This window comes from Streptococcus parasanguinis (genome assembly GCF_047465465.1).
Classification (GTDB): domain Bacteria; phylum Bacillota; class Bacilli; order Lactobacillales; family Streptococcaceae; genus Streptococcus; species Streptococcus parasanguinis_AI.
The window spans coordinates 247,423-260,370 of sequence record NZ_JASGZU010000001.1 but is presented as its reverse complement, the minus strand read 5'-3'; the positions used below and the strand labels follow the sequence as shown (position 1 = coordinate 260,370).

The following is a 12,948-nucleotide window of genomic DNA, read 5'->3' as shown; positions in this document are numbered from 1 at the left end:
TTCGTTCCCTCTACTATTTTTTCATGATTTATTTAGGTTGAGTTTTTAAATGCAAGGCAAAGCCGGCAGTCACTTTTTCAAATCCAACTGCCTGATAAAACTGATGTGCAGCATTTCGTTCAGCGGTTAATCCACTATTTAGAGCCAGTGCCTCAACTCCTTCTTTTACCGCTTGTTTTTTCAATTCATCGATTAGCCTACTAGCAATTCCTTGTCGTCTTGTTTCTTTTGCAACTGACAAAGCTAAAATTCGATAGTAAGACCCATCTGCTTCAAAAAAGAAGAGCTTTGCATAACCTAAGAAACCTAAAATTACTCCGTTTCTTTCAGCTAGAAGACAGCCATAATGTGGCTGAGAAAGAATCATTTCTAAACGTCGAGACAGCTTAGAAGCGGTTGTTGGATAGCCCAAGTCTTCGTATAAAGACAGTAGGGCTTCAGCATCTTCCATGGTTGCTTTTCGTATCTGCATAGGATCCTCCTAGTCTTCCTTCAAAGCATCAAACTTAGCCTTCATGGTTGGATTCTTCCGAGTCAATTTTTTAACGGAAACATCATCCAATTTGTTGTTGGCGAGCCGAAGTTGATTTTCTGATGTGGTCAAGAATTTCTTGACTTCTTCCATCCGCTTGATGGCTTTGTCGATTTCATCGATAGCCTTGCCAAAGTTGACAGAAGCCGAATTGTAGTTCTTAGCAAAGGCTACTTTAAAGGCATCTAGGTCTTCTTCAAAGTGGGTAATATCAATATTTTGTTCACGAACAAGCGCCAATTCTTGCTTGTATTTAAGGGAATTGAGGGCCGCATTGCGCAGGAGCCCAATGATCTGGATAAAGAACTGAGGACGGACCACATACATCTTCTCATACTCATGACTGACATCGACAATCCCTGTGTTGAAGTAGTCGTTATCTGCCTCAAGCATGGTCACCAAAACGGCATATTCACAGTTCTTTTCTCGACGATCCTTGTCCAATTCCTTGTAGAAATCCGCATTCTTATGCTTCTTCTCTGTCCCGTCAGCTTCATTTTTCATCTCGAACATAATGGAGATAATCTCCACCCCATTTTCATCGCACTCGCGGAAAATAAAGTCGCCTTTAGACCCACGTGCAGAGACCTTGTTGTCCTTTTCAAAGTAAGCATTTGGGAAGGCAAAACTGCGAACCTTGTTGAATTCACTTTCCGCATACTGTTCCAGACTTTCACCGATGGCCTTGGTTGACTGTTGGGCCTTAAAATTCTTGTAGAACTCGACCTGTTCATTGGCTGCCTTAAGCTGGGCTTCGTAGTTTTGCTTGACAGAAGCTAGGGACAGTTCATTTTCCTTCTCTTGAAGGAGCAATTGGTTTTGTACCTGATCCCTTTCTTTCTCTAGATCAGACAGTGTTTTTTGCAACTGATTTTCATGTTCCAAGCGCAAGGTGGCCAATTGATTTTCCAGCGCTTGCACTTCTTTTTCTTTCTCTAGCAAGCTTTGGCTAGCGGTTTGCTCCACCTCTTTTTTAGCCAATTCTTTTTCAGTATCAAACTGTTGAATCTGGTTTTGTAACTGGGCAATTTCTTGATCCTTCTTGGCTAACTTCTCTTGTTGCTCATTAAAGGCCTTTTGCTCAGCCAAAGCCAACTCTTGCCGAATTCGCTCATGAATTTCCTTGTCAAACTCTGCTGTCCGTACCTGTGACAAGAGTTCGCTGTATTGACTTTCATTGACTGTAAAGACTTCCCCACAGTTGGGACACTTGATTTCGTTCATAGTATGCCTCTTTCTCTATTCTTAGTATATTATATCATGCCACCAGTAAAATCAAAACCAACAAACGAAGCTTGCTGGTTTTAAGTAAATATTCATTCTTTTATAGAGACTTTCCTTAGGTGAGGACGGACGGTAGCGACTCCCTTTGGGATTCCATACCTTAGATTTGAGCCTTACGTCTCAAATCTACCGAGCACCAGAAACTAATGCGTTTCTGATGCTTTCCTCACGGCGAAAAGTCTCAATCTATTTTGCACTAGTTCCAAAATATTTTTTTCAATAGTCTCATTCAGTAATAACTTTAGATTTCTGAAAAGATGTTGCTTATTTATAATCTGAAACAGTGGACTTAGCTTACTGGCTTTAGTTTATTTCTTCTCAATCGGCGCGACACTGGCCAAGAGTTTTTTGAGACCCACTTCTGGGAAGTTGATCTTGAGTTCTTGGGTACTACCACTACCAGATACTTCAAGCACGGTTCCTTCGCCCCACTTCTTGTGAACGGCAATGTCGCCAATGGCCCATGCGACGCTTTCTTTGGCGCTAGAACGGTTGCTATTGCCAAAGGGGAGGCTTGATGACGTGAGAGCACTTGGGGCTGCTTGTCTCTTGCGCTCTTGAAGGGCTTGTGACAGGCTCATGCCTTTTCCAAAGGTCGTTCCGCCTCCATTGCTATAAGAAGCCTTAAAGCTGGTATTAACTGGACGGGCTAATCCTTGGTAGGTCAATAAATCCGAGCTAATTTCATTGATGAAACGCGTCGGGCGGTTGTAGCTGGTCCGTCCAAAGAGCAAACGTGAGTTAGCATTGGTCAAGAAGAGAACTTTCTCTGCCCGCGTGATCCCCACATATGCCAGGCGACGTTCTTCCTCCAACTCATCTGGATCCTCTGCTGCACGACTAAGAGGAAAGACATTTTCTTCCATTCCAATCAAGAAGACAACTGGAAACTCCAATCCCTTAGCCGCGTGAAGGGTCATCAAGGTGACTTCTGAAGTTTCTTGGGCCCCATCATCTGTATCGGCAATCAAAGCCAAATCGTTCAAGAAGCGACTCAAGGTTTCCACACCTGATTCGTCTTCGACGGTCTCTCCATTTTCATCAAAATTCTTGGTAACAGACAGGAACTCTTGGATATTCTCGATGCGGGCCTGACTTTCTAGATTCCCTTGATTGGTTAGGGCCGTCATATAGCCCGTCTTGTCAAGGACTTCTTCGACCAGCTCTGTAATGGTCAGCTGGTCCAATCTTTCTCTCAAATCAAGAATGAGATTGGCAAAGTCCCAGATGGCTTGAGCGGCCTTTCCTTTGATGCCAGAGAGCATGATATTGGCTGAAGCATCCAGGAGTGAAGACTCTTGCAGTTGGGCAAAATCACGAATCTTATCCACTGTACCTGGCCCGATTCCCCGCTTGGGTTCATTGATAATGCGCTCAAAACTGATATTGTCACTGAGGTTGGCAATCAAGTTCAGATAAGCAATGACATCCCGAATTTCCTTTCGGCTGTAGAACTTGGTGCCCCCCACCATGGTGTAGGGAATGTTGGACTTGAGTAGCGCTTCTTCAATGGTCCGTGACTGAGCATTGGTCCGGTAGAGAACGGCAAAATCACGGTGTTTGTAGCCAGCTTCGCGACTAAGCTCTTCAATCGTTTTAGCAACAAAGACAGCTTCATCCTGCTCATCATTAGCCCTGTAATAGACAATTTCTTCCCCGTCTTCATTTTGTGTCCAGAGATTCTTCGGACGGCGGTGGCGATTGTTTTTGATGACATCATTGGCTGCTTGCAAGATCGTCTTAGTGGAACGATAATTTTCCTCCAACAAAACGACCTTGGCATCAGGATAATCCTTCTCAAAGTCCAGGATATTCTGCATATCTGCTCCCCGCCAGCCATAAATAGACTGGTCCGCATCCCCAACGACACAGATATTTTTAAAGCGTGAAGCCAAGAGTTTGACCAACTGGTATTGGGCATGGTTGGTATCTTGATACTCGTCTACATGGATGTATTGGAACTTCTGCTGGTAATAGGCCAGCACATCTGGATGCTGATCAAAAAGACGCAAGGTCAGCATAATCAAATCATCAAAGTCTACTGCTTCTGACTGACGGAGTTCCTTTTGGTAAGCCTCATAGCACTTGGCGACAATCTGGGTATACATATCTCCAGCCTGGGCAGCATAAGCCACTTCATCAATCAAGTCATTTTTGGCATTGGAAATGGTCCCCAAGATGGTCCGTTCATTCCATTTCTTAGGATCCAAGTTCAAGGACTTCAAAATCCGCTTCATCAAGGTCCGTTGCTCACCTGGGTCGACAATGGTAAAGTTGCGATTGTAGCCAATATGATCCGCATCTCGACGGAGGATACGCACACACATGGAGTGGAAGGTGGCAATCAAGCAATCTTGAGTCGCTGGGTTTAACTGATAGGCCCTCTCCTTCATCTCCCGAGCGGCTTTATTGGTAAAGGTAATGGCCAAAATATTCCAAGGATTGACCATTTTTTCATCGATCAAGTAAGCGATCCGGTGGGTCAGGACACGTGTCTTACCAGAACCAGCTCCCGCCATGATCAAAAGGGGACCTTCTGTCGTTTGGACCGCCTCTGCCTGGCGATCATTCATACCATTCAATAAAGGATTCATCTCATACTCCTCATTCATTCAATCGTTCTATTATACCACATTTTCGCCCTTTCTCCTTTTGGAAACAGTTGGCATCATTTGAATTTTGCACTCAAAAAGGCTATAATAAAGGCTTAAGAAGAACGAATATTTCCTCATTAACAACGATCCAAGTTTTTCGCTTAGGAGGAAATCTACAGAAGCCTGGAGGAGTTATCAGTGAATCAATCACAAAGTAATTTAAAACTAGCCGAACGTGGAGCCCTGATCAGTATTGTCGCCTACCTGATTCTTTCCGCAGCTAAATTAGCAACAGGACATCTCCTTCACTCCTCCAGTTTGGTCGCGGATGGTTTTAATAACTTATCCGATATTATCAGTAACGTCGCCCTTCTCATCGGCATTCGCATGGCCCGCCAGCCAGCTGACCGCGACCACCGATTTGGTCATTGGAAGATTGAAGATCTAGCTAGCCTGGTAACTTCCATCATCATGTTTTATGTGGGCTTCGATGTCCTACGAGATACCGTTCAGAAAATCCTCAGTAGGGAAACCACTGTCATTGATCCTTTAGGGGCCATTGTCGGAGTTGGATCAGCCCTTGTCATGTTTGCGGTCTATCTTTATAACCGGACTTTAGCTAAGAAAGCTCAATCCAAGGCCCTCAAGGCAGCTGCCAAAGACAACCTGTCTGACGTGGTCACTTCTTTAGGAACCTCTGTTGCGATTGGAGCTAGTGCTCTTAACTATCCGATTGTGGACCAATTAGTGGCCATCGTTATTACCTTCTTTATCCTAAAAACTGCCTACGACATTTTCATTGAATCCTCCTTCAGCCTCTCCGATGGTTTTGATGAAAGTCTCCTGGATAAATACAAGGCGGCTATTCTGGAATTGCCAAAGGTCAGCCGGGTCAAATCCCAACGGGGACGGACTTACGGAAGCAACATTTACCTAGATGTCGTCATCGAAATGAATCCAGACCTCTCTGTTTATGAGAGCCATGCTATTACCGAAGAGGTCGAGCGCCTTCTCAAGGAACAGTTTGGCGTCTTTGATATCGATGTCCATGTGGAGCCAAGTTCTATCCCTGAAGATGAGATTCTGGACAATGTCCTTCTCAAATTAAAGACCTATGAGGAACGCTTGCAGGCTCAGCAGGAATACCAAACCCTCCTAGCAGACAACTTCACCCTCATCAATGAGTATGGCCAAGAAAGCCACAAAGAGGACCTGGTCCGTTTGCAGGAAGAACATCAAATTCCCTTTAAGAATTTCGAAATTGAATCTATCAGTCAAAAGACCAAATTGATTCGCTATGAGTTAAATGACCAGATCCATACCAGTCTCTGGCGGCGTCATGAACACTGGCAAAAGGTCTTTCACCAAATTACCAGTAAACAGAAAAAATAGAACCCTCTACCTCAATCTAACCAGAATAAAAAGCTACTGCAATTCTTTTTTGCAGTAGTTTTTTTGTAAGAAAAAATAGCCTTTCGGCTATTCTTCTACTTTTATAAATCCAAATTTATTGAGGGGATAGAGACGCAGATTCACGACTCCTTCGATCTGATTTTTATGGATATAACCAAACTCACGGCTATCTTCTGTATCTCCACGGTTATCATTTAAGACTAGATAAGTATCGGATGGTACACGACCAGCCTTGGTCCCTTTTAACTCTGATAAGAAGAAATCATCCGTATAATACCCATTACTCGTTGGAGCCGCCAAGTGTTTATTCAGCATTTTATTTAGGTAAGGTTCTGGTGTTGCCTGTCCATTCAAATAGAGGACATCATCTACGTAGCTGACTTCGTCGTTTTCTTTGGCAATAACACGTCCAAGGTATTCTTTTCCACCGACCTTGTATAAGACCAAATCACTGCGATCTACCTGAGCATTTCTAGTCGCTACCACAAGATCTCCAGTTTTCACAGAAGCATTGGCCATCTTATCATTGATACTAAATGGATGAAATACAAAGATTCGAAGCAAAATCAGTGCCAAAACCAGTACACCAACAATGATGACATTTCTAATTAAATCTCTCCTTGGCATGTATGTCCCCCTTCCTTTTTATTTATTATACCATGTTTTTGATCTTTAAAAAAGAGAAAGTAAGCATTAGTGAGAATTCTTATCAACACAAACCAGAAGAAAAAGAAAAACCTCGCGGTCAATCCTTTCAGATCAACCAACAAGGCTTTCAGATATAATTGTCTATTAACGTACTGTACGGATACGCATTGTGTTTGTACGAACAGCTTCACCAAGTGGCACACCTGCAACGATAACAATATCATCACCAGATTGTACAAGACCAGCTTCAACTGCTTTACGTTCAGCAATTTCAAACATGTCATCGGTTGATGATGGAGCTTCTGTCAACATTGGGATAACACCCCAGTTCAACATCAATCCACGTTCTGTCAATTCGTCAAATGTCAATGCCAAAATATCAGCATTTGGACGGTATTTAGAAATCAAACGTGCTGTGTGACCAGTCTTAGTAAGAGTTACAACCAATTTGATGTCCATTGAGTTTGTAGCATCTTTAACAGCTGAAGCCATAACTTCTGTCTTAGAGTTACGTTCAAATGAATCTGAGTTCAAACGTCCGTATTCTTTCAAAAGTGTTTGAGCGTTCTTGTCAATTGTAGCCATTGTTGTAACTGACTCAAGTGGGTATTTACCATTTGCAGATTCACCTGAAAGCATTGTAGCATCAGTACCATCGATAACAGCGTTGAAAACGTCAGATACTTCAGAACGAGTTGCACGTGGTTTTTCAGTCATTGTTTCAAGCATGTTTGTTGCAGTGATAACAACTTTACCAGCAGCATTCACTTTAGTGATAATCATTTTTTGGTAAACTGGAACCATTTCAAATGGTACTTCGATACCCATGTCACCACGAGCAATCATAATACCGTCTGCAGCTTCAATGATTTCATCTAAATTATCGATACCTTGTTGGTTTTCGATCTTCGCAAACAATTGAACGTGACCGTTACCAGTTTCTTCACAAATTGCACGAACTTCATTTACGTCTTTTGCAGTACGTACGAATGAGATCGCGATGAAGTTGATACCTTGTTCCAAACCGAAGCGGATATCGTCGTTATCGCGTTCAGCAAGTGCTGGGAAAGGAATCTTAGTGTTAGGGATGTTCACACCTTTTTGTTTAGCAATGATACCGTCGTTTTCAACTTCAACAACAAATTCACGTTTTGCAGCATCTTTTTCTACAACGCGAAGACCCAATTTACCATCATCAACCAATACTTGGTGTCCAACTTCAACGTCATCAAAGATGTCAAGCGCACCAGCAACGTTCAATGCGATAACGTCACGAGTTGATTTGATGCCTTGTTTTGTAGCAACGCGAATACGTTCACCAGTCTTGTATGAATACTCTTTAGCTTCACCTTCGAACAATTCAGTACGGATTTCAGGACCTTTTGTATCAAGAAGGAAACCAACTTTTTTACCAGCGATTTCTTCTGCACGTTTAACAGTTGCCATACGTTCACCTTGTTCTTGGTGGTCACCGTGTGAGAAGTTGAAACGGAAAGTGTTAGCGCCAGCTTCGATCAATTTAGCAATGTTTTGTGCTGAAGCTTCAACGTCAAGTTTTTCACCCCAGTATCCATCTTCACCAAATTTTTTACCACCACGGATTTCTACCGCAGGACCCAAAGTTGCAACGATTTTTACACGTTTGTTCATGATATATATGACTCCTTTTTAAATATATCTGTCTTTTTAAGACAAGGTTAACGAATTTATGAAATAAAATTAAATTGAAGACAAGCTACGGTTCAACTCGGCAAGACCAAGATCAGCTTTATGTGGATTGTTTACCACAATCTTACCATCTTCTGTCAAGCTAAAGAGGGCTCCTTCTTCTGCTTTACCAAGGATTGGGTTTTCAACCATTTTTTCATTACGGATACCAACGGCTACACCACCGATTCCTTGTTTCAACAATTTAACAGCGTGTGCTCCCATACGTGAAGCAAGAACACGGTCACGCGCTGTAGGTGAACCACCACGTTGGATGTGACCAAGCTCAGTCACACGAAGGTCACTTTCATCACCAGCTTCTTTCAACGCTTTACCAAATTCATCTGCAGACATCACGCCTTCAGCCAAGATGATGATGTTGTGGGTACGACCTTTTGCGTAACCTTCTTTGATGCTCTCAACAACATCTTCGATCTTGAATCCTTCTTCAGGAATGATGATTTCATCTGCACCAGATGCAATCCCTGCCCAAAGAGCGATATCTCCAGCATTACGTCCCATAACTTCAATTACGAAAGTACGGTGGTGACTAGATGAAGTATCACGGATCTTATCGATCGCGTCCATTGCAGTTGTGACTGCCGTATCAAAACCAATTGTAAAGTCAGTTCCGACGATATCGTTGTCGATCGTACCAGGAAGACCAACAGCTGGGAATCCAAGCTCAGTCAAGCGCATCGCACCATGGTAAGAACCATCTCCACCAATAACGACAACACCTTCGATCCCGTGTTTCTTCAATTGCTCGATCCCTTTTAATTGACCTTCGCGTTGAGCGAATTCAGGGTAACGAGCTGAATGAAGGAAGGTACCACCACGGGAAATAATATCTCCAACAGATGAGGCGTCAAGGGGCTGAATTTTACCAGCAACCATTCCCGCATATCCATCATAGATACCGAAAACTTCCATTCCTTCTGAAATTGCTTGACGAACAACTGCACGGATGGCAGCGTTCATTCCAGGGGCATCTCCACCACTAGTTAAAACAGCAATACGTTTCATTTCGTTGTTTGCTCCTTTTTTTCTTTTACATTCTACGTAATTATAACACAAAGAAGACTAAAATTCTCGTATTTTTCGCAGTTTTTACCGATAAATCGTTTTCATAACGAGATTCTTTAGTTCATCTTCCAATTCTTTGTTTTTCTGGACTGTATAGCCCCTCAATTGAAGAGTTTTTTTCTCGTCTTCATAGCGTAATATCACAGGATATGGGCCCGGATATTTTTTCAAGATAGAAAGGATCGTTTTATCCTGACGATGATCGAGCAACTGGATCCAGAACTTTTCATTGGTTGCCAGTTGTGCCTCTGCTAGAATCATTTGCAAGCGCCCATCACGCTCTTGTATCTTCCCTGTCAAGTAATAAAAGCCACCTTCTTTTATCAAGGAGGAAAATCGATTGTAGGTTTCAGGGAAAAGGGTCACATCCAATTTTTTCTTGGTATCACTGACTTGTAAGAAAGCCATGAGATCACCCGACTTGGTTCGAATGGTTCGAATGTTTTGTACCTCAATGAGAATGCGTGCCTGCTCTCCTTGAACTAATTGAGAAATTGGTTGGATCTCATAGGGACTTGTTTGCCCAATCGCAACCAATGGGTGAGTACTGAGCCCGACGCCAATAATGGCCTCTTCCTTCTCATATTTTTCAGCCTGGCTAAAGTCCTCCGCTTCTGTCCAGGAATAGTTAGAATCCGCAAATAAACTGCCTAACTCATCGGCAAAGACAAACAAATTCGGCAAATTGTGAAGCACCTTGCGTCTATTTTTTTCAAAGATGTCAAACAGTCCAAGCTCCACTAAAGGTGTTAACAAAGGCAATTTATGATACTGATTGGGGAGTCGTAAAATAAAATCTTCGACACTTTCAAAGGGACGATTATCAATAATCCAATACGCTAAATCTCTTGGGAGTCCCTTGATATTTTTCATTCCCAAGTAGATTTTTCGATCCTGGAACTTATCTCTGTAAGGGATGGTATTGATGGATAATGGTGCGACTTTAAAATCAAACTGGAGAGCATCTGTCAGATAATCGCTGCTCGAATAATTGAGCATGACATCAAAGAAAACATCTGGATAATGGACCTTGAAATAGGCCATCTGAAAGGCCAAGGCAGAATAGGCATAGGCATGGGAACGGTTAAACCCATAGCCTGCGAATTTTTCCATGATCGCAAAGACCTCTTTGGCTTTTTCTTCCGTATGCCCAAGTTTAAGAGCACCTGAGACAAAATCGTCTTCCATCTGATGCATTTCAGCTGCATTTTTTTTGCCCATAGCCCGACGTAAAATATCGGCTTTCCCTAGACTAAAGCCTGCAAAACGCTGGGCAACCTGCATCACCTGCTCTTGGTAGAGCATGATCCCATAAGTGGGCCTTAAGATTTCTTCAATAGCTGGATCTAAAATCTCAACTTTTTCTTGACCGTGCTTTCTTTTGACGAAATTATCAATGTAATCACTAGCTCCTGGACGATTGAGAGAGGTGGTCGCTACCACTTCTTCGAAATGATTGGGTCTCACTCGTCTCAAGAGGCGAATGGCTCCAGCCTGTTCAAATTGGAAAATCCCCTTGGTATCCCCAGCAGCAAACAAGGCCAAGGTTTCTGGATCTTCTAAATCAATGGCTTCAATCACGATCTCTTCTTGGTACTTTTCATAGACCGCTTCCTTCATTTTCTGAACGAAGGTTAAATTTCGCAGACCCAAAAAGTCCATCTTTAACAGACCATTGGCTTCAACCGCATGGGCATCATACTGGGTGACAAACATATCTTCTCCGTACTTGAGAGGAATGTGATCCGTCAAATCCTGGTCACTCATCACAACCCCAGCCGCGTGGATCGATGTCTGTCTTGGTTGGCCTTCAATTCTTTTAGCAATTTCAAAGCCACGCTCAAATTCTGCTCGGCTATGAATCACTTGTCGAAAAGCTAGATTCTGTTCATACGCGGTTGTCAGTGTATCCCTAAACCCAATCCGCTTGGTAATGGAGGTCAATTCATACTCTGGTACCCCAAAACGTTTGAAGACATCTCGAATGGCTTGTTTGGCCCCAAAGGTTGAAAAGGTCACGATTTGAGCTGCATGGTAACTCCCGTAACGGTCTCGCACATAGCGGATAAATTCTGGACGATAGATATCAGGAATATCAATATCAATATCCGGCATGGTGTAGCGCTCCACATTTAAAAAGCGCTCAAATAGGAGGTTCTTCTCCACAGGATCAATCCCTGTAATCCCTAGGGAATAGGCTACCAGTGAGCCTACAGCAGACCCACGTCCCATTCCCATATAATAGCCTTGACTCCGTCCGAAACGAAGAAGGTCCCAGACAATCAAGAAATAATCATCAAAGCCCATCTGGTGAATAATGTCTAATTCATGCTCCAGACGTTCTTGATAGACCGGACTGGTCAAGTTCTTTCGAAGGAGACCCGCTTGAGCTAATTCTCTCAGTTCCTCAACAGCTGGTTTCTGAGGATTGAAGCGAGGCAATTTCAACTGGGTGTCAATATCATATTGAATCCCTTGGACTAGTTTTTCCAGATTTGTGATGGCTTGAGGAAATCGCTCTGCAAAATCATTCTTTAAATCCTGAGGAGTTTTTAGGACTGTTGTCGGATCAATTGGTCCTGTTTCCGTCAAGCTTTGATTGTCCTTGATGGCTGCCAGCATCTGCATGGCTTCCACATCCCCAGCCTCAAAAAATCGAACGGTATGAAGAGGGAGCACAGGGTGGCTAAACTCTTGGACCGGCGTATCCACAAAAACTCCGATGAAGTAATCTAGACCAAGCGGCAAGTCTCCACTAGCAAAAGGCGCTGGGACAATAACTGCTACTCCTTCTGTAAGGTGCTTCACATCTTCCCAATTGCTCTTCCCCATCATTTTGACGGTCGACATCTTCATCAAATTTTGGTAGCCCTTCGTGGATAAGGCCATCATCCGAAGCGGAATTGTTTCATTGTCTACTTCTAGTCCAATTTCTAAACCGACCAAGGGGTTGAGTTTTTGGGCCTGACAGGCTTCGATAAATTCATAGGCACCATACAAATTATCTACATCCATGATTCCCAATGCGTCATACCCCATACTTTTAGCCACTTGGACATAGTCTTTTATGGTCACAAGGCTTTCCATAAAAGTATAGACTGATTTGGTATCTAGCTGTGCAATCACTTTTTCTCCTCCCTCACTGGTCTATTTTTGGGACTCTTTTTTGTACAAAAAAACACCACTGCTACACAATGATGTCTCAACAACGGAAGACATGGGATTCGAACCCACGCACGCTTTTACACGCCTACCGCGTTTCCAACACGGCCTCTTAAGCCTCTTGAGTAATCTTCCATGAATAATAAATATGGAGCCGGTGGGAGTCGAACCCACGTCCAAACACCTGCCAGCATATTTGTCTACAACCATAGGTTATGTCTTATTTTAACAGCTACACGACACATAACTCAAGCCCTGTACCTGCGAGTCTATCAATCTCTTATCTAACTCCTAGACCAAGCTAGATCGTATCTCGCTAAAATTAAGACCTGTCATCAAACACGAGCGATTCGAATCGGGTCACGCCTGCTGGTGTTTAGGCAGCTAAAGCGTAAGAATTATTATTTTTTGCAGTTATATTTAACTGGCGTTTTACATCCGCTAGATGAGTTGCAAAATATGCCTCATAATGCCTGTCGAATCCGTAACGACCCCAAAACGAATACAATTAGTATATCAAAA

8 protein-coding genes, 1 tRNA gene and 1 other RNA gene are annotated in these 12,948 nt (G+C 43.0%); 1 reads left to right on the top strand and 9 read right to left on the bottom strand.

Annotated features, from left to right (window positions below):
- Window positions 1-28 precede the first annotated feature (28 nt).
- The 3 genes from QM351_RS01305 to pcrA all read right to left on the bottom strand — a co-directional run bounded on the left by QM351_RS01305 (window position 29) and on the right by pcrA (window position 4,410).
- Window positions 29-472 carry a GNAT family N-acetyltransferase gene (locus QM351_RS01305; protein ID WP_118228292.1) on the bottom strand — a complete coding sequence of 148 codons (444 nt, stop codon included), beginning with the start codon at window positions 470-472 and terminating at the stop codon, window positions 29-31.
- 9 nt (window positions 473-481) lie between these two features.
- A complete protein-coding gene (locus QM351_RS01300) occupies window positions 482-1,756 on the bottom strand; it encodes a DUF2130 domain-containing protein (protein WP_414326209.1) in 1,275 nt (424 codons plus the stop codon).
- A 368-nt stretch (window positions 1,757-2,124) separates the two neighbouring features.
- Window positions 2,125-4,410, bottom strand: coding sequence for a DNA helicase PcrA (gene pcrA, locus QM351_RS01295; protein WP_272106494.1), 2,286 nt, complete (start codon window positions 4,408-4,410; stop codon window positions 2,125-2,127).
- Between the two features lie 198 nt (window positions 4,411-4,608).
- Here pcrA and QM351_RS01290 point away from each other — a divergent pair, with 198 nt between their 5' ends.
- Window positions 4,609-5,802, top strand: coding sequence for a cation diffusion facilitator family transporter (locus QM351_RS01290; RefSeq protein WP_031576616.1), 1,194 nt, complete (start codon window positions 4,609-4,611; stop codon window positions 5,800-5,802).
- 87 nt (window positions 5,803-5,889) lie between these two features.
- On the opposite strand, the gene lepB is transcribed toward QM351_RS01290, so the two are convergent.
- The 6 genes from lepB to ssrA form a co-directional block, all read right to left on the bottom strand.
- The gene (lepB, locus tag QM351_RS01285; RefSeq protein WP_003006560.1) at window positions 5,890-6,450 is read right to left on the bottom strand and encodes a signal peptidase I; all 561 of its coding nucleotides are present in this window, start codon (window positions 6,448-6,450) and stop codon (window positions 5,890-5,892) included.
- A 165-nt stretch (window positions 6,451-6,615) separates the two neighbouring features.
- The gene (gene pyk / locus QM351_RS01280; protein WP_414326207.1) at window positions 6,616-8,121 is read right to left on the bottom strand and encodes a pyruvate kinase; all 1,506 of its coding nucleotides are present in this window, start codon (window positions 8,119-8,121) and stop codon (window positions 6,616-6,618) included.
- 69 nt (window positions 8,122-8,190) lie between these two features.
- Window positions 8,191-9,204, bottom strand: a complete 1,014-nt coding sequence (gene pfkA, locus QM351_RS01275) for a 6-phosphofructokinase (RefSeq protein WP_021152956.1) — start codon at window positions 9,202-9,204, stop codon at window positions 8,191-8,193.
- A gap of 84 nt (window positions 9,205-9,288) precedes the next feature.
- A complete protein-coding gene (locus tag QM351_RS01270) occupies window positions 9,289-12,390 on the bottom strand; it encodes a DNA polymerase III subunit alpha (protein ID WP_414326205.1) in 3,102 nt (1,033 codons plus the stop codon).
- An 83-nt stretch (window positions 12,391-12,473) separates the two neighbouring features.
- Window positions 12,474-12,561: transfer RNA gene (locus QM351_RS01265), tRNA-Ser, on the bottom strand.
- A gap of 11 nt (window positions 12,562-12,572) precedes the next feature.
- Window positions 12,573-12,921: a transfer-messenger RNA gene (gene ssrA / locus QM351_RS01260) on the bottom strand.
- Between the last annotated feature and the right edge of the window lie 27 nt (window positions 12,922-12,948).

Bases quoted from the DNA above. Each gene is read 5' to 3' on its own strand.
- pyk (WP_414326207.1), bottom strand. From the start codon at position 8,121: ATGAACAAACGTGTAAAAATCGTTGCAACTTTGGGTCCTGCGGTAGAA.
- pfkA (WP_021152956.1), bottom strand. From the start codon at position 9,204: ATGAAACGTATTGCTGTTTTAACTAGTGGTGGAGATGCCCCTGGAATG.
- QM351_RS01305 (WP_118228292.1), bottom strand. From the start codon at position 472: ATGCAGATACGAAAAGCAACCATGGAAGATGCTGAAGCCCTACTGTCT.
- pcrA (WP_272106494.1), bottom strand. From the start codon at position 4,410: ATGAATCCTTTATTGAATGGTATGAATGATCGCCAGGCAGAGGCGGTC.
- lepB (WP_003006560.1), bottom strand. From the start codon at position 6,450: ATGCCAAGGAGAGATTTAATTAGAAATGTCATCATTGTTGGTGTACTG.
- QM351_RS01300 (WP_414326209.1), bottom strand. From the start codon at position 1,756: ATGAACGAAATCAAGTGTCCCAACTGTGGGGAAGTCTTTACAGTCAAT.